At 67.4% G+C, this 19620-nt stretch carries 18 protein-coding genes; 13 read left to right on the forward strand and 5 right to left on the reverse strand.

Annotated features, from left to right (window positions below; genetic code table 11):
- Positions 1-48 precede the first annotated feature (48 nt).
- The 10 genes from eccB to eccE are packed head-to-tail and all read left to right on the forward strand — an operon-like array spanning position 49 to position 12857.
- Positions 49-1650, forward strand: coding sequence for a type VII secretion protein EccB (gene eccB, locus G6N15_RS10090; protein ID WP_083089518.1), 1602 nt, complete (start codon positions 49-51; stop codon positions 1648-1650).
- Positions 1647-5609, forward strand: a complete 3963-nt coding sequence (gene eccCa, locus G6N15_RS10095) for a type VII secretion protein EccCa (RefSeq protein ID WP_083089516.1) — start codon at positions 1647-1649, stop codon at positions 5607-5609. Before eccB ends, eccCa begins: the two co-directional genes overlap by 4 nt.
- Before the next feature lie 25 nt (positions 5610-5634).
- A complete protein-coding gene (locus G6N15_RS10100) occupies positions 5635-5943 on the forward strand; it encodes a PE family protein (RefSeq protein ID WP_083089513.1) in 309 nt (102 codons plus the stop codon).
- A gap of 2 nt (positions 5944-5945) precedes the next feature.
- Complete coding sequence (locus G6N15_RS10105; protein WP_083089510.1) at positions 5946-7463, forward strand: PPE family protein; 1518 nt, start codon at positions 5946-5948, stop codon at positions 7461-7463.
- A 49-nt stretch (positions 7464-7512) separates the two neighbouring features.
- Positions 7513-7806: a type VII secretion system protein EsxG gene (esxG, locus tag G6N15_RS10110; protein WP_083089508.1), complete on the forward strand. Its 294-nt coding sequence runs from the start codon at positions 7513-7515 to the stop codon at positions 7804-7806.
- A 30-nt stretch (positions 7807-7836) separates the two neighbouring features.
- Entirely contained in the window at positions 7837-8127 is a 291-nt protein-coding gene (locus tag G6N15_RS10115) for a WXG100 family type VII secretion target (RefSeq protein ID WP_083089506.1), read from the forward strand.
- 23 nt (positions 8128-8150) lie between these two features.
- The gene (locus G6N15_RS10120) at positions 8151-9011 is read left to right on the forward strand and encodes an ESX secretion-associated protein EspG (protein WP_083089504.1); all 861 of its coding nucleotides are present in this window, start codon (positions 8151-8153) and stop codon (positions 9009-9011) included.
- Positions 9012-9070: 59 nt separating this feature from the next.
- Positions 9071-10474 carry a type VII secretion integral membrane protein EccD gene (eccD, locus tag G6N15_RS10125; protein WP_139797998.1) on the forward strand — a complete coding sequence of 468 codons (1404 nt, stop codon included), beginning with the start codon at positions 9071-9073 and terminating at the stop codon, positions 10472-10474.
- Positions 10471-11853, forward strand: a complete 1383-nt coding sequence (mycP, locus tag G6N15_RS10130) for a type VII secretion-associated serine protease mycosin (protein ID WP_083089500.1) — start codon at positions 10471-10473, stop codon at positions 11851-11853. Before eccD ends, mycP begins: the two co-directional genes overlap by 4 nt.
- Positions 11854-11894: 41 nt before the next feature.
- A complete protein-coding gene (eccE, locus tag G6N15_RS10135) occupies positions 11895-12857 on the forward strand; it encodes a type VII secretion protein EccE (protein ID WP_083089498.1) in 963 nt (320 codons plus the stop codon).
- Positions 12858-12914: 57 nt separating this feature from the next.
- Here the strand turns inward: eccE and G6N15_RS10140 are convergent, their stop codons facing one another.
- The 3 genes from G6N15_RS10140 to G6N15_RS10150 form a co-directional block, all read right to left on the reverse strand.
- The gene (locus G6N15_RS10140; protein ID WP_083089496.1) at positions 12915-13739 is read right to left on the reverse strand and encodes a hypothetical protein; all 825 of its coding nucleotides are present in this window, start codon (positions 13737-13739) and stop codon (positions 12915-12917) included.
- Positions 13739-14359: a TetR family transcriptional regulator gene (locus tag G6N15_RS10145; protein WP_083089495.1), complete on the reverse strand. Its 621-nt coding sequence runs from the start codon at positions 14357-14359 to the stop codon at positions 13739-13741. The genes G6N15_RS10140 and G6N15_RS10145 overlap by 1 nt, the downstream gene beginning before the upstream one ends.
- Positions 14360-14420: 61 nt before the next feature.
- A complete protein-coding gene (locus G6N15_RS10150; protein WP_083089493.1) occupies positions 14421-15638 on the reverse strand; it encodes a cytochrome P450 in 1218 nt (405 codons plus the stop codon).
- Positions 15639-15839: 201 nt separating this feature from the next.
- Between G6N15_RS10150 and G6N15_RS10155 the strand changes: the two genes are divergently transcribed.
- Positions 15840-16418, forward strand: coding sequence for a TetR/AcrR family transcriptional regulator (locus G6N15_RS10155; RefSeq protein WP_083089491.1), 579 nt, complete (start codon positions 15840-15842; stop codon positions 16416-16418).
- 8 nt (positions 16419-16426) lie between these two features.
- Here the strand turns inward: G6N15_RS10155 and G6N15_RS10160 are convergent, their stop codons facing one another.
- A complete protein-coding gene (locus G6N15_RS10160; RefSeq protein ID WP_083089489.1) occupies positions 16427-17344 on the reverse strand; it encodes an amidohydrolase family protein in 918 nt (305 codons plus the stop codon).
- Between the two features lie 82 nt (positions 17345-17426).
- Here G6N15_RS10160 and G6N15_RS10165 point away from each other — a divergent pair, with 82 nt between their 5' ends.
- Entirely contained in the window at positions 17427-18191 is a 765-nt protein-coding gene (locus G6N15_RS10165; protein WP_083089487.1) for a trans-aconitate 2-methyltransferase, read from the forward strand.
- 13 nt (positions 18192-18204) lie between these two features.
- Here G6N15_RS10165 and stf0 read toward each other — a convergent pair whose 3' ends face one another.
- Positions 18205-19008 (reverse strand): trehalose 2-sulfotransferase, encoded by an 804-nt coding sequence (stf0, locus tag G6N15_RS10170; RefSeq protein WP_083089484.1) that lies wholly within the window; start codon positions 19006-19008, stop codon positions 18205-18207.
- An 89-nt stretch (positions 19009-19097) separates the two neighbouring features.
- Between stf0 and G6N15_RS10175 the strand changes: the two genes are divergently transcribed.
- Positions 19098-19592, forward strand: a complete 495-nt coding sequence (locus G6N15_RS10175) for an SRPBCC domain-containing protein (protein ID WP_139797995.1) — start codon at positions 19098-19100, stop codon at positions 19590-19592.
- Positions 19593-19620 lie beyond the last annotated feature (28 nt).

A 19620-nucleotide genomic window follows, 5' to 3' on the forward strand; every position in this document is an offset into this window, starting at 1 on the left:
GCGCGCCGGCGACGATGCAGAGCGCAGCGATGAGGAGGAGCGGCGCCAATGAATGAGCCCGACGGCGAATGGGGAGAGGCACGTCGCTCGTTCACGTCGCGAACCCCGGTCAACGACAACCCCGACAAGGTGGTGTATCGCCGCGGCTTCGTTACCCGTCACCAGGTAACCGGGTGGCGATTTGTCATGCGCCGCATCGCTTCTGGCGTCGCGCTGCACGACACCAGGATGCTTGTCGACCCGTTGCGCACCCAGTCACGCGCGGTGTTGATGGGCGCGCTCATCCTGGTGACCGGTTTGATCGGGTGCTTCGTGTTCTCGCTGATTCGGCCCGGCGGGTCGGCGGGCACCAATCCGGTGCTGGCCGACCGGTCCACTGCCGCGCTGTATGTGCGAGTCGGTGACCAGCTGCACCCGGTGCTCAACTTGACCTCGGCGCGGCTGATCGCCGGCCGACCGGTCAACCCCACCACCGTGAGAAGCAGTGAGCTGGACAAGTTTCCGCGCGGCAACCTGATTGGTATTCCCGGCGCCCCGGAACGGATGGTGCAAGACACCTCGCAGAACGCCGAATGGACGGTGTGTGATGCGATCAGCGGAATCGGTCACGCCGCACACAGCACCGGTGTCACGGTGATCGGCGGACCGCTGGACACCAGCGGGGCGCGGGCGGCCGCGCTGCCCGCTGGGCAGGCGGAGCTGGTCGACTTCCCCAGTGACAGGGGCGCCGGCACCTGGCTGCTGTGGGATGGCAAACGCAGCCGGATCGATCTGGCCGACCATGCCGTCATCAACGCCTTGGGCCTCGGTACAGAGGTCCCCGCCGCACGGCCGATCGGGCAGGGTCTGTTCAACGCGGTTCCTGAGGCGCCGGCCTTGACGCCGCCGACCATCCCGGACGCGGGCAGCCCACCGCATTTCCCGCTGTCCCTGCCCGCGCCGGTGGGGGCCGTGGTCGTCGCTTACGCCGCGGACAACAGCACGTTGTACTACGCGGTGCTGCCCGACGGATTGCAGCCAATCTCACCGGTGCTCGCCGCGATCCTGCGCAACACCAACTCCTACGGCTTGGACCAGCCGCCGCGGCTGGGCGCTGATCAGGTTGCCCGCCTGCCGGTTTCGCGGATGCTGGACACCTCCCGTTACCCCGACCAGCGGCTAAGCCTGGTCGACGCCGCGCGCTCCCCGGTCACCTGCGCGTACTGGAGCAAGCCGGCCGGAGCCGCCACCAGCTCGCTGAAGTTGCTGTCCGGCTCGGCGCTGCCGGTGCCCGACACCACGCGCGCCGTGGAACTCGTCAGCGCCGGCGCGGGCGGGACCGCGGCGCGTGTCGCGCTGACCCCAGGTCGCGGATACTTCACGCAGACCGTCGGTCAAGACGCGACATCACCACCGGCCGGCTCGCTGTCCTGGATCGCCGACACCGGTGTCCGATACGGGATCGACAATGAAGCCGGGTCCAGCGGACACTCCAAAGCCGTTGAGGCACTTGGCTTGACACCGCCGCCCGTTCCGATCCCGTGGTCGGCGCTTTCGCTGTTCGCAGCGGGGCCGACGCTGTCCCGTGCTGACGCGTTGCTGGCCCACGACGGCCTGCCGCCCGACACCCGACGCAGCCGCCAAGCTTCAGCTCAACAGGAGACCCGATGAGCCGCCTGATTTTCGAGGCCCGCCGACGGCTGCCACCCCCGGTGACCCGCAAGGGCACCATCACCATCGAGGCGCCGCCGGAACTGCCGCGGGTGATCCCGCCGTCGCTGCTGCGCCGCGCGCTGCCTGTCGTGATCGTGATGCTGATCGTCGGGATGATCGTCGCGCTGTTCGCCACCGGGATGCGGGTGATCTCCCCACAGACACTGTTCTTCCCGTTCGTGCTACTGCTGGCCGCGACCGCGCTGTATCGCGGCACCGGCAACAAGACGCGCACCGAGGAAGTCGACGCCGAACGCGCCGACTACCTGCGTTACCTATCGGTGGTCCGCGACAACATCCGCAGCCAAGCCGCCGAGCAGCGCATGGCAGCCGAATGGTCGCACCCCGACCCGACGGAGTTGGCGAGCATCCCCGGCTCACGCCGGCAATGGGAGCGCGACCCGAACGACTCCGACTTCCTGGTGGTGCGCGCCGGCCGGCACACGGTGCCCCTGGCCACATCCGTGCGGGTCAACGACATCGCCGACGAGATCGACCTGGAACCGGTGTGCCACAGCGCGTTACGTAGCCTGCTGGACACCCAGCGCACGGTGCGCGACGTGCCGGTGGGCATCGACTTGGCCAAGGTCTCACGAATCACCGTGCTGGGCGAGGCCGACGAGGTGCGCGCCGCATTGCGGGCCTGGATCGCCCAGGCGGTGACGTGGCACGACCCGACGGTGCTCGGTGTCGCTTTGGCCACACCAGATTTAGAAGCAACGGACTGGTCGTGGCTGAAGTGGTTGCCGCACACCGACATCCCCGGCCAGCTCGACGGTGTCGGCCCGGCCCGGTACCTGACGGGCAACCCCGACGAGTTGTCCAGGCTGCTGGGCCCGGCGCTCGCGGATCGCCCGGCGTTCACCGGCGGCTCGTCGGAAGCGTTGCGTCACTTGCTGATTGTCGTCGACGGCCCGGACTACGAGCTGAACGCCTCGCCGCTTTCGGCCGCGCGGGCCGGCGTGACCGTCATCCAGCGCTCGGCGACACCGCCGCACCGCGAGCAGTATCCAGATCCCGAGCGCCCGATTCTGCGGATCACGAAGGGACGCATCGAGCGTTGGCAGACCGGCGGCTGGCAGCGCTACATCGACACCGCCGACCAGCTCGACGCCGACGAAGCCAACCACTTGGCCCGCCAGCTATCCCGCTGGGACTCCAACCCTACCCATGCCGGCCTGCGCTCTGCGGCCACCCGGGGCGCCACCTTCACCACCCTGCTGGGCATCCCTGACGCTTCCCGGCTCGACGTTCCCGCGCTGTGGGCGCCGCGGCCCCGGGAGGAGGAACTGCGGGTCCCGATCGGTGTCACCGCCACCGGCGAGCCGCTGATCTTCGACCTCAAAGACGAAGCCGAAGGCGGGATGGGCCCGCACGGGCTGATGATCGGGATGACCGGCTCCGGCAAGTCGCAGACACTGATGTCGATCCTGTTGTCGCTGTTGACAACTCACTCGGCCGACCGGCTCATCGTCATCTACGCCGACTTCAAGGGCGAGGCCGGCGCTGACAGCTTCCGCAATTTCCCCCAGGTCGTCGCAGTCATCTCGAACATGGCCGAAAAGAAGTCGCTGGCCGACCGGTTCGCCGACACGCTGCGCGGCGAGGTGGCCCGCCGCGAGGTGCTGCTGCGTGAGGCCGGACGGCGGGTTCAGGGCAGCGCATTCAACTCGGTCACTGAATACGAGAACGCGATTGCGGCCGGATATGACCTGGCCCCGATCCCAACGCTGTTCGTGGTCGCCGACGAGTTCACCCTGATGCTTGCCGACCATCCCGAATATGCCGAGCTTTTCGACTACGTGGCCCGCAAAGGCCGCTCGTTCCGCATCCACATCTTGTTCGCCTCGCAGACGCTGGACGTGGGCAGGATCAAGGACATCGACAAGAACACCTCGTACCGGATCGGTTTGAAGGTGGCCAGCCCGGCGGTGTCGCGGCAAATCATCGGCGTGGAGGACGCCTACCACATCGAATCGGGCAAGGAGCACAAGGGCGTGGGCTTCCTGGTGCCCGCTCCCGGCGCCGCGCCGATCAAGTTTCGCAGCACCTACGTCGACGGCATCTACGAACCGCCCCGGCCCACGAAAACCGTTGTGGTGCAATCGGCTCCGGAACCGAAGCTGTTCACCGCGGGGCGGGTGGAGCCGGACCCGGAGACGGTGCTCGCTGGAAGCGACGAGGAGGAGCCGAGCGGTCCGCCGCGCAAGCTGATCGCCACCATCGGCGAGCAGTTGGCCCGCTACGGGCCGCGCGCGCCGGAGCTGTGGCTGCCACCGCTGGACGACTCCATTCCGTTGCACACAGTGCTGGCCCGGGCCGCCATACCGCCACGGCAATGGCGCTGGCCACTGGGCGAGATCGACAAGCCCTTCGAGATGCGCCGTGACCCGCTGGTTTTCGACGCATTGTCGTCGGCCGGGAACATGGTCATCCACGGCGGTCCGAAATCCGGCAAGTCCACTGCGTTGCAGACGTTCATCCTGTCGGCCGCCAACCTGCACTCGCCGCGCGAGGTGACGTTCTACTGCCTGGACTACGGCGGCGGCCAGCTGCGCGCGCTCGAAGACCTCGCCCATGTCGGCAGCGTGGCCTCGCCGCTGGAACCCGAACGCATCCGGCGCACCTTCGGTGAACTCGAGCAGCTGCTGCTGGCTCGTCAGCGGCGGGAGGTCTTCCGGCATCGGCGCGGCAACGGCTCCTCCGGCATGGACGACGGGTACGGCGAGGTGTTCCTGGTCATCGACAACATCTACGCGTTCGGCCGCGACAACACCGACCAGTTCAACACCCGAAACCCGTTGCTGGCCAAAGTCACCGAGCTGGTCAACATCGGGTTGGCCTACGGCATCCACGTGGTCATCACCACCCCGAGCTGGCTCGAGGTGCCGCTGGCCATGCGCGACGGTCTGGGCCTGCGCCTCGAGCTCAAGCTGCACGACGCGCGCGACAGCAACGTGCGTGTCGTCGGGGCCCTGCGCCGCCCGGCCGAGGCGGTGCCGCCCGATCAGCCGGGCCGAGGTCTCACCATGGCCGCCGAGCACTTCCTGTTCGCCGAACCCGACCTCGACCAGATCGCCGAGATCAACGCCCGCTACACCGGCGTAAGCGCGCCACCGGTGCGGTTGTTGCCGACGAACCTGCCGCCGAACGCCGTTGGGAACATCTACCCGGGCCCGGAGCGGGTGGTCATCGGTCAGCGCGAGGAAGACCTCGCACCGGTCGAGCTCAACTTCGCCGACAACCCGCTGCTGATGGTGTTGGGCGACACCAAGTCCGGCAAGACCACGCTGCTGCGCCACATCATTCGCACCGTCCGCGACCACTCCACCCCGGATCAGGTCGCGTTCACGGTGGTGGACCGCCGGCTGCATCTTGTCGACGAACCGTTATTCCCCGACAACGAGTACACCGTCAACGTGGACCGGGTCCTGCCGGTGATGCTCGGCCTTTCAGCGCTCATCGAGTCGCGGCGGCCGCCGGCAGGCATGTCTGCGGCGCAGCTGACCAATTGGAACTACCAAGGCCACACCCATTACCTGATCATCGACGACGTCGACCAGATACCCGACACCCCGGCGATGAGCGGCGCATTCGTCGGCCAGCGGCCGTGGACCAGCCTCATCGGGCTGCTGTCACAGGCCAGCGACCTGGGGTTGCGGGTGATCGTCACCGCACGCGCCACCGGGTCGGCGCACGCGTTGATGACCAGCCCGCTGCTGCGCCGGCTCAACGAGCTACAGGCGACCACGCTGATGTTGTCGGGCAATCCGCAAGACGGCGGCAAGATCCGCGGACAGCGGTTCGGCCGACTGCCGGCCGGGCGGGCGATCCTGTTGGGCGACACCGATGTTCCGACGTATGTGCAGTTGGTCAACCCGCTCGTCGACGAAAGCGTGACCGTTGACGGTCGGTGAGATTTAACCGGAAGGAGAAGTTGTCATGACGCTACGAGTGGTTCCCGAAGGCCTGGCCGCCACCAGTGCAGCGGTCGAGGCGCTGACGGCCCGGTTGGCGGCCGCGCATGCCGGTGCGGCCCCGCTGATCACGGCAGTGATGCCGCCCGCGGCCGACCCGGTTTCACTGCAGACCGCGGTTGGGTTCAGCGCGCAGGGCAGCGAGCACGCTGCGGTGGCCGCCCAGGGTGTCGAAGAACTGGGTCGCGCTGGTGTGGGTGTCGGCGAGTCCGGCGTCAGTTACGCCACCGGCGATGCGGCCGCGGCGTCGACGTATATGGTCGCCGGCTCCTGACCATGACCGCACCGATCTGGATGGCTTCGCCGCCGGAGGTGCATTCGGCGTTGCTAAGCGCCGGACCGGGCCCGGGTTCGTTGTTGGCGGCGGCGGGAGCGTGGTCGTCGCTGAGCGCCGAATACGCCTCGGCAGCAAGCGAACTCAGTGCCCTCGTGACTCAGGCCCAGAGCTCGTGGGAAGGGCCCACCGCGGCACAGTATGTGGCCGCCCACATGCCGTATCTGGCGTGGCTGACCCAGGCTAGCCTCAACAGTGCGGGCGTGGCCGCCCAGCATGAGACCGCGGTGGCGGCCTACACCACGGCGTTGGCTGCAATGCCCACCTTGGGGGAGCTGGCCGCCAACCACGCGATCCATGCGGTGTTGGTGGCGACCAATTTCTTTGGCATCAACACGATTCCGATCGCCCTCAACGAGGCCGACTACGTGCGGATGTGGATACAGGCAGCCACCACGATGGCCACCTATCAGGCTGCCTCCGGCGTGGCGTTGGCGTCGGCGCCGCGCACCACGCCGGCGCCGATGGTGGTCCAACCCGGTGTCGGCGAGGCCGGCAACGCGATGGCCACCGCGGCGCAGACCGGCGCCCACGCCCAGGCCGTCCAGTCCGGGACGTCGCTGAACCTGTCGGATATCTGGTCGCAGTTGCTGCAATTTCTGCGAAACCCGCTGGGCAGCCTGCAGCAGATGCTGAGCGCCTTCGCGGCGAATCCGTTGGCGGCGCTGATCGCCTACGGACCATTCCTGTTCTTCGTCGGTGCTTTCGCTGCCTACGAAGTGATTTCGCCGATAGCGACCTACGGGCCCATGCTTGCACTGGCGGTGGCATTGCCCATCATCCTCGGGCTGGGCATCAACTACCTGCAGTCGCTGACCCCGCCGGTCGAGGCCGTCGACATCCCCGGCGCCGTGGGAGCCGCTCCGGTGACACCGGCCGCCCAGCCGTCCGCGACCGTCTCGCCAGTGGTGGCGCTGGCCCCGACGGTGGCGAGCCCGGCAGCGATCTCGACGTCTGCGCCGGCATCGACGCCGGCTGCCCCCGCGGGCACCGCAGCGCCAGCAGCTGCCGCTGGATTCGGCTACGTGGTCGGCGGTATCGACCCGGACGCCGAGGGCGGGCCGACCCTGCACGACCGCGAGGGAGCCAAGACGCCGGGTTCCGTTGTGCCCGCGGCAGCAGCGGCGGCACGTGTGCCGAGCCGCGAGGAGGCCCGCGCCCGGCGCCGTCGTCGCGCGAAGCAGCGCGGGCACGGCGATGCGTTCATGGACATGGATGTTGACGTCGACCCCGACTGGGGACCACCGCAGCAGGAGCCCGTCGCCGCGTCGGCGGCCTCCGATACGGGTGCGGGACCGCTGGGCTTCGCCGGCACTGTGCACAAGGACAGCGTTGCCGAGGCCGTGGGGTTGACGACGCTGGCCAGTGACGATTTCGGTGAGGGTCCTCGGATGCCGATGATGCCGGGCAGCTGGGAGCACGACGGACCCCCCGATGGGGAGGGGGGAGAACGCACCTGACGAAAAGCATTGCAGGACAAGGTAAACAGTCAAAGAGAAAGGGAAATCCATGAGTATGTTGGATGCTCATATTCCGCAGTTGGTGGCGGCGCAGTCGGCGTTTAGCGCCAAGGCGGCGTTGATGCGCTCGACGATCGGCCAAGCCGAGCAGGAAGCGATGTCGGCGCAGGCGTTTCACGTGGGCGAGTCCGCCGCGGCGTTTCAGGCAGCCCACGCCCGGTTTGTGGCGGTAGCGGCCAAGATCAACACGCTGCTGGATATCGCCCAGGCCAACCTCGGTGATGCGGCGGGCACCTACACCGCCGCCGATGCCGCGGCCGCGTCCACCTACACCGGTTTCTGAGCTGTCAACACTTGAGCGAAAGGGTTTGTGATGTCGCAGATCATGTACAACTACCCGGCCATGCTGGCTCATTCCGCCGATATGGCCGGTTATGCGGGCACGCTGCAGGCGCTGGGCTCCGACATCGCCAGTGAGCAGGCGGCGTTGTCGAGCGCCTGGCAAGGTGACACCGGGATGACGTATCAGGCTTGGCAGGCGCAGTGGAACCAGGCCATGGAGCAACTGGTGCTGTCGTATCGGGCGATGGCCGGCACCCACGAGACCAACACCACCTCGATGCTGGCGCGCGACCAAGCCGAAGCCGCCAAATGGGGCGGCTGACCCGGGTGAGCTCTGCAACCTAGATGGACGCTGAGCCCAACGCCGTCGAGCTGACCGTCGAGCAGGCGTGGTGCATCGCGGAAATCGTTGGCGCCGGGACGTTTCCATGGGTGCTCGCGATCACCGCGCCGTACTACGACGCTGCCCAGCGAGGGGCGTTCATGGATCGGCAGACCGCCGAGCTGAAGCGGATGGGCCTGATGTCGCCGGATGGCGTCGTCAACCCGGCGGTGGCCGATTGGATTCGGGTGGTGTGCTTCCCGGAACGGTGGCTCGACCTGCGCTATGTGGGGCGGTCCCTCGCCAGCGGCAGCGACCAGATGCTGCGCGGAATCGTCGCGCGGCGAGACGAGCGGACCGTGGTCGTGCTGCGGAACGCGCAGCTGGTCACGTTCACGTCGATGAAAATCGACGACCCGCGGGCGCTGGTCCCGGTCCTCGCTGTAGGCCTGGCGCAGCGGCCGCCGGCGCGGTTCGATGAGTTCAGCCTTCCGGCCCGGGTCGGCGCCCGCGCCGACGAGCGGCTGCGCGGCGGCGCACCGCTTTCCGAAGTCCTTGACTACCTGGGTATTCCGGAGTCCGCACGTCCGGTGGTCGAGTCGGTGTTCACGGGGCCGCGCAGCTATGTCGAGGTGGTTGCCGGCTGCCGCCACGACGGCCAGCACACCACCACCGAGGTCGGGATGAGCGTCGTCGACAGTACGGCAGGCCGGGTGCTGGTCAGCCCGTCAAGGGCCTTCGACGGCGAATGGGTATCGACGTTTCGGCCCGGGACACCGTTTGCGATCGCCGTCGCGCTCGAGCAGTTGATGTCGGAATTACCTGGCGGCCATTGGTTTCCGGGCCTGCGGCTGTCCCGAGATTTCACCAGCCAGTCGCCTTAGCGCTGGCCTACAAAGAGAGAAAGAGAAGACATGTCCCACCAACGTCTGAGGACCCGGTGATGTCGAGCGCTGTGATGCCGATCGTGCGGGTCGCCGTCCTCGCCGAAAGCCGGCTGACGGAAATGGCCCTGCCCGCGGAACTGCCGTTGCGCGAAATCCTGCCCGCGGTCCAGCGTTTGGTGGCTCCCGATGGCGACGCCGACGCGGCGGCGACACCGACTCGGCTCAGCCTCGCACCGATCGGTGGGGCGCCGTTCAGCCTGGACGCCAGCTTGGACACGGTCGGGGTCGTCGACGGCGACTTGCTCGCATTGCAGCCGGTGCCCACCGGACCGGCCGCACCCGGCATCGTCGAGGACATCGCCGACGCCGCGGTGATCTTCTCCGCCTCCCGGTTCAAACCATGGGGCATCACCCATATCCAGCGCGGGGCACTGGCCGCGGTCATCGTTGCGATTCTGGCGGCGACCGGGCTAGCGGTCACCCACCGCGTCGTCACCAAGGCGCCGGTGGGGCTGTTCGCGCTCGGCGCGATCGCGGTGCTGACTGCGCTGGCCGGTCTGGTGAGCAGGGCGCGGTCGCCGCGCACCGGCGTCGCGCTGTCGATCGCCGCACTGGTGCCGATCGCCGCCGTGCTGGCATTGGCGGTACCCGGCGCTTTCGGGCCGGCCCAGGTGATGCTGGGCGCGGCCGGAGTCGCCGCGTGGTCATTGATCAGCCTGATCCTGCCCGCGCGCGAACGGGAACGGGCGGTCGGACCTTTCACCGCCACCACGGTATTGGGGATTGCGGTGCTGCTGGCCGCCGGCGCCGAATTGCTCTGGCAGCTCCCGCTGTTGAGCATCGGATGCGGATTGATCGTGGTCGCGCTGCTGGTCACCGTCGAGGCCGCTCAATTGTCGGCGTTGTGTGCGCGCTTCCCGCTGCCGGTCATCCCCGCGCCGGGGGACCCCACACCGTCGGCGCCGTCGGTGCACCTCTTGGAAGACCTGCCCCGGCGGGTGCGTATCAGCGACGCCCACCAGAGCGGCTTCATCGCCGCCGCGGTGCTGATCAGCGTGCTGGGTTCGGTAGCGATCGCGCTGCACCCGGAGGCGGTGCCGGTGTTGGGCTGGTATGTCGTCGCGGCCACCGCGGCGGCCACCGCGCTGCGCGCCCGGGTCTGGGATTCGGCCGCCTGCAAGGCGTGGCTGCTGGCCGAGCCGTATCTGGTGAGCTCGGTGCTGCTGGCGCTCTACACCGCGACCGGACGCTACGTCCCGGCATTGTCCGCGGCCGGAGTACTTGCCGCACTGGTGTTGGTGTTGGTGGTGGTTGCCCTGAATCCGCCGATCGCCTCACCGGACAGCTACTCACTGCCGCTGCGGCGGCTGGTGAGCTTTGCCGCGTCAGGTCTCGACGGCTCGCTGATTCCGGTCATGGCGTATCTGGTCGGCCTCTTCGGCTGGGTGCTCAATCGATGACACGCTTTGGATTGGCCTGTCTCACTGCGGGTTTGGCCGCGGTGATGTGGACCTGTCCGTCAGCGCTGGCGATCACGCCGCCCGTCGTCGACCCCGGCGCCAAGCCGCCGGACGGCGCGCCGGGGCCGGTGCAGCCGATCGAGCGGCGCGCCGAGTGCAGCGCCTCCGCCATCATGCCGGGCACCGACCCCGCCGTCACCACACCCAACCAGACAATGCTGAATCTCCCTGCGGCCTGGCGGCTTTCGCGGGGCGAGGGCCAAGTGGTGGCGATCATCGACACCGGGGTGCGGCCTGGGCCGCGGCTGCCCAACGTCGACCCCGGCGGAGACTATCTGGAGACAACCGACGGGCTGACCGACTGCGACGGGCACGGAACACTGGTGGCCGGCATCGTTGCCGGCCAGCCCGGCGACGACGGGTTCTCCGGTGTGGCGCCCGCTGCGCGGGTGCTGGCGCTGCGGGCCGCGTCCGGCAAGTTCATGCCGAAGATGCCGGGCGGCGACCCGACGCTGGCCCAGGCGTCGGCCGACGTGGCTGCGATGGCCCGGGCAATCGTGCATGCCGCCGACCGCGGCGCCCGGGTGATCGCGATCTCCACGGTGACCTGCCTGCCGGCCGACCGCGGCGTCGACCAGACACAGCTCGGCGCGGCGATCCGCTATGCGGCGGTGGACAAAGACGCTGTGATAGTGGCTGCGGCCGGCAACACCGGGGCGACGGGTTCGTTGGGCGGAACCACGTGCGAGTCCAACCCGCTCACTGACCTGAGCCGCCCCGACGACCCGCGCAACTGGTCCGGTGTTACGTCGGTGTCGATCCCGTCGTGGTGGCAGCCCTACGTGCTCTCGGTGGCGTCGCTGACGCCGGAGGCGCAACCGTCGAAGTTCACCATGGCGGGCCCGTGGGTCGGAATTGCCGCACCCGGCGAGAACATCGTGTCGGTGAGCAACCGCGACGACGGCGGCTTGGCGAACGCGCTGCCCAACGAGAAGCAACAGTTGATTCCGCTCAACGGCACGAGCTACGCCGCCGGCTACGTGGCGGGCGTCGCGGCGCTGGTACGCAGCAAGTACCCGCAACTGACCGCGACGCAAGTGATGCAACGCATCACCGCAACCGCGCACAAGGGGGCCAGGGCGCCCTCCAATGTCGTCGGCGCCGGCACCGTGGACCCGGTCGCCGCACTGACCTGGGAGCTGCCGGCCACCAGCGACGCGCAAGCACCGGCGGTCAAGCAGCTCTCCGCACCGCCGGAACCGGCACCCAAAGACCCCACCCCGCGGATCGTCGCCTTTGCCGGCACCGCGGTCCTCGCGCTGGCCGTCGCAGTTGTCGCCGCGATAGCCGCGCGCCGACGAAAGGAGCCCACCCCGTGAGCCTGCGCCGATCGACCGTCTGGCCGGGCACTGGACGCGTCATGCTGGTGTTGCTGGCCGTCGCGTCCGCCGCCTTGGCGTACCCGTGGCAGTCGGTGCGCGACCGTTGGGTGCTCGGCGTCGCCGCCGCGGTGGCGATCCTGGTACTGGGCCGGTGGGGTGGGGTCTACGTCACCACGATCCTGCGTCGCCGGGTGGCGATGATCAGCCGCAACAGCGGGCTGCGGCCGGACCGCGAACCGGGCATCGATGTGCGGGCCACCGCACTGCTGCACGTCAGGCCGTCGACGGAAAGCGTTGACTCGCTTCCCATTCCGCTGCTCGCCGCATACCTGGACCGCTACGGCATTCGCGCCGACACGGTGCGCATCACCAGCCGCGACACCGGAGCTGACACGGGCGTGCCGCAGCGGGACACCTGGATCGGGATGACGGTGTCGGCGGTCGACAACCTGGCGGCCCTGCAAGCCCGTTCGTCGCAGATTCCCTTGGCCGAGACCACTGAGGTCGCGGTGCGCCGGCTCGCCGACCACCTGCGCGAGCAGGGATGGACAGTCAGCACCGCCGCAGCCGACGACATTCCGCGGCTGTTCAGCCGCTCAGCGCGGGAAGGCTGGCGGGGTGTCCGCGATCGCCACACGGAATACGTTGCGGCCTATCGGGTTAACGTCGATTCGGCGCTGCCCGACATGCTGGCGGCCATCCGCTCGCACGCCACACGTGAGACCTGGACGGCGCTGGAGATCAGCGGCACCAAAGACCGGCCCACGCTGGGCGTCGCCTGCGCCTTCCGCACCGAGGGCAAGCCCAGCGGTAGCTCGCCGCTGCCGGGGCTCACAGCGCAGAACGGCAACCACTGGCCCGCGCTGATGGCGCTCGACCCGGTATCCACCAGGCGCCTCGACGGCCACACCGACGTGCCCGTCAGCCTCCTGGAAAGGCTGCGCTGGTCCAGCACGGCCGGTCCGGCGCCGTCGAGGCCGCGGCACGCAGCCGCATTTTGAACCCGAATAGGGCCGCAGTGGCGCGCTATGCCGCACGCCAGCGAATGCCGTTAGGGCTCAAGGGTGTGCGGCAAGGAACGTCTCGTTTGGCAGTCCGGCGGCCAGGTCCGCGACATCAAACGGCCGGTCAAGCCGCGCGTGAAGCTCCTTCGGGTCGACGAGGCGGCTGATCTCGGCGGTTTGGCGAGCGACTAGCCGTCCGATCCGTGGGTAGAGCCAGCGCATGAGTGCCCGTTCCACCGGGGTGCAGCGCGCTGCACAGTAGCCGACGTGGCCGATCTCGTCGGTCAGAATCTCGTTGTAGAGTTGCTCGATCCGCGCGGTCACGTCGGGTTCGTCGGCGAACAGTTCGACGCCGACGCGGCGTAATTCGTCGAACATAATGCAACCGGCCATCTCGGCGGCGCCTACGAACGCGAATCCGATTCTCTCCGGAAGGAATACAGCAGTCTTGACGAACTGGCGCATGACCAGTGGCGGCGGGACGATGTGGAACGGCAGACCAAAAATGTCGAGTACATAGGCCAATAGGCGGGTGTGGTAGTGCTCCTCGAGCTCCATGTACACCCGCTCCGGCGGCGCGTCGTCGCCGCTGTTGTTTCCGTAGGTCTCGCCCAGGCCCACCCCGAACCGTTCGGCCTGATTCAGCTTGGCGGTGGCCAAGACAAACAGCATCGGCCGGTCCAGATCCGGTTCGGGCCGGCGGCGGTGCAGGTTGCGCACGAACACATCCCGGTCAATGACACGGGCTGAGCGAACTGGTTCGGCCTCCAACGCTCCGAAGAATCGCTCCCGGCCGGTAAGGCGTCGATGCAGCAGATCGGCATCGCCGTCGCGCTGCGCCAGATAGGTGCGGTAACCCTCAATACCCAAGGCGTTCATCAGTCCTCGATTCCTTGAACAATTGTCTCGACATACCGGTCGAGCAGCGCATTGCGCTTCCGCGGTGCGGCACGACCAGTGGCCAGCAGCGCGAACAGCCCGGTAAGGAAGATGACCGCGAGTTCCGCGGCGTCCGCGTGTTGCGACACTCGCCCGGCTGCCTGCGCGTCGGCGATCGCGGCAATGAGGAACTCTGCGAGCGGATGCTCAACCAGCTCGTCCTCGACCGGCCGGGTCGCCGAAAAGTGCAGCCCCAGCATGTCTCTGAACACAACTGGGCCTAATCGCCGTTCGGCGGCGAGCACGTGCCGCACCAGCAGCGTCAGCAGCGACATCAGGTCGCCGGGTTTGGCCTTTTCGAGGCTGGCCACGATGTTGGTCTCCTCGGCCCGCTCCAACTCGACCAGCACGTGCTCTTTGGTCGGGAAGTGGAAATAAAACGTGCCACGCGACACGCCGGCCGCTGCGGCGATTGCCGCGACATCTGCGCCCGCCAACCCAGACCGGCCGATTTCGGCCACCGTGGCCTCGAACACCCGCGCCCGCGTCTGCAGCCGCTGGTTCTCACGCATGCCGCTACGCGGCGAATCAGGCTTGGTGGTCGATGTTGTTGCCGCCACGTCGGCTACGCTACAGAATCAGACTGACGGATGTCAATGACGGTCGTCAGTGGAAGGATCCTCAGTATGCGATTAGGCAAAGATGGCGAAGACGGCGGACCAGAATGCTGGGCAGCCACTCGCCGACGTCGTCGACCTCAATCCACGTTGTCCGCTTCAGCAGGTTCGCAAGAACAACGCGCGCCTCCAGTCGGGCCAGCGCGGCGCCGACGCAGAAGTGGACACCTTTGCCGAAGGCCAAATGGTTCTTGGTGGCGGGCCGATCAAGCCGGAATTCGTCCGGCCCGTCGAACTGGGCCGGGTCTCGGTTGGCGGCACCCCAGAGAAGCAACAGGTGTGCATCGGCCGGCAGCGCGAAACCGGCAAGGGTGGTGTCGCGACGGACATGCCGGTAGTGGCCGCGGAACGGCGGCTCGTAACGCAAAACCTCTTCGATGAATGGCTCTAAGAGTGCCGGCCGGTCTCGAACTTGGCGCTGGATGTCCGCGCGGCTCGCAAGGATCCAGGCCGCGCTACCGAGTAGCGAGGCGGTGGACTCGCCGCCGGCGCTGAACAGCGTGAGCATGATCCCGAGCGCGGGCAACTGCTCGAGATCTCCCGCCGCACAGCGGCTCGCAAGATCCGACAGCAGTGTCTGCGGCGGTTGCGTGGAAGCCTTCTCGAAATGTTCGACGACGTAGCCCCCGAGTTCCATTGCGGCCGCAGTCGCGGCGCCGAGCTGCTCGGCAGCGACAACCCCGTCCAGCAGGGTGGTGGTCGCATAAGCCCATTGGGTGAGTCGGTCGACATCCTCGGCGGGAACTCCGATCAACCGCGCGACAACCATCATCGGCAATCGATTGGCGATACTGCTCATCCACTCGATACGTCCGCAGCGGGCGTTCTCAGCCCAGAGTCGGTCGGCGGTCTCGGCGACGAACGACTCAATCGCGCGCAGCCGTTTAGCCGCCAGATGTGGGATCAGCAGCTTGCGGTGCAGCGCATGCACTGGGTCATCGGCGGTCGCCAAAGCGTGCGACGGATCGCCAAGCGGCGCCATCGTGAACGGGCTCGCCGTTCCGTCATCGCCGTACACCATCGTCGCGGTCAGGTTCGACGAGAAATCATCCACGCGCGCAAGAACTTCGAGCACCGCGTCCCAGCCGGCAACCAGGTAGAACTCAGACTCGCCTACCCGGTGCACCGGCCCAGCGGCATGCATACGCGCATAGAGCGGGTAGGGATCTTGCAGGGCGGTGGGACCGAAGAACTCGGCGGCCTCGGCGAGGACAGCGGGCATAGGTTCAGGCTGAACCCCGGCCCGGCGCGCGGTCAACGCCGCGGGGCGAACCTGACAAGCCCGGATCGAAACAAGGGCTCGTAAATTCTCAGCGAGCCCCATTGAGCTGCAGATCACCGCGAAACATTGACCCGAAAGCTTCTCACCGTGCGAAAATCCCGACAAAGCTTATGGCGCCCATATCCGGAGAGCGATTTCTGCATGAGCCGCGAGGACTGGCTGATCGGACAAGACCGCGCTGCTGCGGCCGCCGAGCGCATCTATAGCGCCGCCGCTGAGCTAATCGCCCGTCACGGATTTGACGCCTTCACGATCGAGGCACTGGCCCGCAAAGTCCACTGTTCGCCGGCCACCATCTACCGCCACGCCGGAGGCAAAGCGGTGATCCGTGATGCTGTGACCTTGCGTCTCGCATCGCGCATCCTCGCCAACGTGCGTGAAGCCATCGACGGCCTGACCGGCTCTGAACGCGTAGTCACCGCGTCTGCCATTGCACTCCAACACATCCGCGCTGAGCCATTAGCGCAAGTGATGGGGCGCGCAATCCACGATCCAGACGCCGATCAATGGATCACCACGTCGCCGCTCATCATTGGGCTTGCCAAAGAAATGATCGGTTCGGCCACCGCCGATCCCGTCGCCGCGCAATGGCTCATCCGCGTAGTGCTCGCGCTATGGTGCTGGCCCCCTTCAGATCCCGACCTCGAGCACCAAATGCTGCAACGGTTCCTAGGCCCACCATTTGCCTCACTGCAGAGCAACCGGCACAGGGCTACGTAACGCCCCGTTTACAGGCAGTCGAACAGCCGCGCGGCGTTCTCGTAGAACACGCCACGCAGCCAGTCGTCGTCGATACCAGGCAACCGGATAATCGACCGCATCGCCTCGGAGTAGCCGTAGGGAATGTTCGGAAAGTCGCTGCCGAACAGGATGCGATCACCGAACTGCGGCAACCGATCTAGCTGCGCCGGCGGAAACGGCATAATTTCTTCGGCGAAAGGGGTGAACACCATCGTGGTGTCCAGCCGGACCTCCGGATAGCGCTCGCAGATGTCGAGAAACTCGGAGTATTCCGGCATTCCCATGTGCGCGACGATCAACCGCAGTCTCGGATACCGGCCAAGCAGGCGATGGATGGGCTCAGGCCCGGTGTGCTCGCCCGGCGCTGGGCCGGACCCACAGTGGATGACGACCGGTACGCCGGCGTCCTCGATGAGCCCCCAAACCTGGTCGAGCAGCGGGTCATTCGGGTCGTAGCGGCCGACCTGGACATGCGCCTTGAAGACACGGACGTCACCGTAGATGGCTTTCTCGACATAGTCAGGGGCCTCGGGTTCAGGGTAAAACGTCGCCGTGGCAAGGCAATCGGGCGTGTAGCGGGCGAACTGCGCTGCCCACTCGTTCAGCCACGACGCCATCTGCGGCTTGTGCGGGTAAACCAGCGCGGTAAACCGACGCACTCCGAACTGCCGCAGCGTCTGCAACCGTCGCGACTCGTTGATGCGGTACGCGATCGGCCAGGGACGCCCGACCAGTGGACCGGCCGAGTCGAAGTAGCGCCACACCTTGTCCAGCACCGACGTGGGCATGAAATGGGTGTGCACGTCGAACACACCCGGCAGCCCTAATGCGGACCAGACCTGCCGCACCCGCGCGGCCTCGTCGGCAACCGCGGTCACGCCGTATCCGCCGGTCTGGTGGGGCATTAGTTGTCCTCGCTTGGTAAGCATCCAGTAATAGGTTGTCTATATCAGCCGATGCTCGGCCGCGGTGAGCAGGAGGGCCACGATGTGGGATCCCGACACATACCTGGCCTTCGCCAGTCAGCGTGCCCGCCCGTTTTACGACCTGCTCTCCCGCGTTGCCGCGGAACGGCCGCGCCGGGTCGTCGACCTCGGCTGCGGGGGCGGCAACCTGACTCTGCAGCTGCCGCGGCGTTGGCCCGACGCGGTGATCGAGGCGTTGGACAGCTCACCGGAGATGGTCGCGGCGGCCCGTGAGCGCGGGCTCGATGCAACCGTGGGTGACCTGCGGGACTGGAAGCCGCACCGGGACACCGACGTGGTGGTCAGCAATTCCGCCATGCAGTGGGTGCCCGAGCATGCCGAGCTGATGGTCCGCTGGACCGGTCGCCTGGGCCCCGGCTCGTGGATCGCCGTCCAGATGCCCGGCAACTTCGAATCCCCGTCACACGCCGCGGTGCGCGCTGTTGCTCGGCGTGAGAAGTTCGCAAAAACCCTGCGCGACATTCCATTTCGGATCGGCTCAGCGGTCCAGCCGCCCGCTCGATACGCCGAGCTTCTCATCGACGCCGGCTGCACCGTCGACGTGTGGGAGACCACCTACCTGCACCAGCTGACCGGTGAGCACCCGGTGCTGGACTGGATCACCGGCACCGCGTTGGTTCCGGTGCGCGATCGCCTCAACGACGAGCAGTGGGAGCAGTTCCGCGGGGAGCTCATCCCCCTGCTTGCCGACGCATACCCGCCCCGCCCGGATGGCAGCACGTTCTTCCCATTCCGGCGGGTGTTCGTCGTCGCCCGGGTGAGATGACGCCGGCTAGTTCCTACACCGGAAGCCCTTTTTGTTGCGCCTCCTCGCGGTAGCGGTCCACCCATTCATCCGAGCGCTGGTCGGCTTGGCGTTCCAGCACCGGCTCCGGCGCCAGTCGGCGATCGACGCCGAGCGCCTCGAGGACGTCGCCGACGATGGTGGTGAGATTGCGCCACAGCACCGGATACGACACATCGATCGGGTTGATGTTCTCCTCGGCGAACCAATTGCGCCAGCCCTTCTCCTGCTCGCGCAGCATCGTGACGATGTAGCCGATGGCGCCGGCGTGGTATTCGGCCCGCTTGTCTCGCTCCGGGTCCGGGCGGCCCCGCCACACCTGAGTCTGTACCGCCCGCCAGAACGACACCGCCTGCGACACCACGTCGGGCCGGTAGACGTGGATGTAAACCGGCTCGCTGCCGATGACGTCGCGGATGGCCGAGCGCAGTCCTTCGCCGGAGCGGTCCGGCAGGCCTGCGGCCCTCTCCAGCAGCAGGGGAGTCTGGTTCCACATCAGCTTGCCGCCCCACACCCCATTAGGGGTGCGTCCTGAGCTGCGGATGTGCTCGCGCCAGGCAACCGGCGTCGCGGTGTCCGGTGTGCCGGGCTCGAGCGGGTCCAGCAGCCGCAAGATCGATTCGTCTTCGACGTCGGCGAACCATTCCCGTGGCTGCGGCGCCATGCCGGTTTTCGGCAGATACTGAAAGAACTCCTGGGGCTCGCCGGCACTTCCGGTTGCGCGCAGCGACTCGACCAGCAGCGTGCTGCCGCTGCGCTGGGAAGCCAGCACCAGATACGACTTCGGGGTGGTGGACACGACGTGAGCGTAATGCCCGACACGCCTGGGGGTGTTTGGTGAGCAGGCCATCGGGTATGGCTCGGTGGATGCGATAGGGAGAACCACCAGTGGGATATTTCGATGCTGCCCTGGACACCGCAAAAGAACAGCTGCGCCACGCGGTCGTCACCGTTGTCGACCGGTTGGGCCATCGTGAGCAGTCCCAATCGCTGACGATCAGCTGCCCCCGCGACGCCGTCCAGCGCTTCTTCCGAGATCCCGAGCAGCTGTCACAGGTGCTGGATGGCGTGGCCGACGTTGTCAAAGCCGGTGCCGATGACCGGCTGCGCGTGGTGATCAGAAAAGGGCCTCTGGACGGAATCAGCTGGGAGTGCCTGATGGTCGCCGAAGAGCGGCGGTTGCGTTTCGTCGACTCCGGCCGACACGACGGCATCGCCAGCGAGATCGTGCTGGATTTCCGCGAGGCACAGGGTGGGCGGGGCACAGAAGTCACTTTGCGGGTCAAAAGCCCTGCGCCCGGGCTGCTGTCGGGCGCAATGGCCTACAAGCTGTTGTACCGCGCCCGGGCGCTGCTGCAGACCGGGGAAATACCGACCATCTGATACAACCTCAGCGCACGACGGTCGGGCC

This window comes from Mycobacterium noviomagense, from assembly GCF_010731635.1.
GTDB lineage: Bacteria > Actinomycetota > Actinomycetes > Mycobacteriales > Mycobacteriaceae > Mycobacterium > Mycobacterium noviomagense.

Coding starts and splice junctions, on each gene's coding strand:
- esxG (WP_083089508.1), top strand. CDS start 7,513: ATGAGTATGTTGGATGCTCATATTCCGCAGTTGGTGGCGGCGCAGTCG.
- eccB (WP_083089518.1), top strand. CDS start 49: ATGAATGAGCCCGACGGCGAATGGGGAGAGGCACGTCGCTCGTTCACG.
- eccD (WP_139797998.1), top strand. CDS start 9,071: ATGTCGAGCGCTGTGATGCCGATCGTGCGGGTCGCCGTCCTCGCCGAA.
- G6N15_RS10120 (WP_083089504.1), top strand. CDS start 8,151: ATGGACGCTGAGCCCAACGCCGTCGAGCTGACCGTCGAGCAGGCGTGG.
- G6N15_RS10115 (WP_083089506.1), top strand. CDS start 7,837: ATGTCGCAGATCATGTACAACTACCCGGCCATGCTGGCTCATTCCGCC.
- G6N15_RS10155 (WP_083089491.1), top strand. CDS start 15,840: ATGAGCCGCGAGGACTGGCTGATCGGACAAGACCGCGCTGCTGCGGCC.
- G6N15_RS10100 (WP_083089513.1), top strand. CDS start 5,635: ATGACGCTACGAGTGGTTCCCGAAGGCCTGGCCGCCACCAGTGCAGCG.
- G6N15_RS10160 (WP_083089489.1), bottom strand. CDS start 17,344: ATGCCCCACCAGACCGGCGGATACGGCGTGACCGCGGTTGCCGACGAG.
- mycP (WP_083089500.1), top strand. CDS start 10,471: ATGACACGCTTTGGATTGGCCTGTCTCACTGCGGGTTTGGCCGCGGTG.
- G6N15_RS10140 (WP_083089496.1), bottom strand. CDS start 13,739: ATGAACGCCTTGGGTATTGAGGGTTACCGCACCTATCTGGCGCAGCGC.
- eccE (WP_083089498.1), top strand. CDS start 11,895: ATGCTGGTGTTGCTGGCCGTCGCGTCCGCCGCCTTGGCGTACCCGTGG.
- eccCa (WP_083089516.1), top strand. CDS start 1,647: ATGAGCCGCCTGATTTTCGAGGCCCGCCGACGGCTGCCACCCCCGGTG.
- G6N15_RS10150 (WP_083089493.1), bottom strand. CDS start 15,638: ATGCCCGCTGTCCTCGCCGAGGCCGCCGAGTTCTTCGGTCCCACCGCC.
- G6N15_RS10165 (WP_083089487.1), top strand. CDS start 17,427: ATGTGGGATCCCGACACATACCTGGCCTTCGCCAGTCAGCGTGCCCGC.
- G6N15_RS10105 (WP_083089510.1), top strand. CDS start 5,946: ATGACCGCACCGATCTGGATGGCTTCGCCGCCGGAGGTGCATTCGGCG.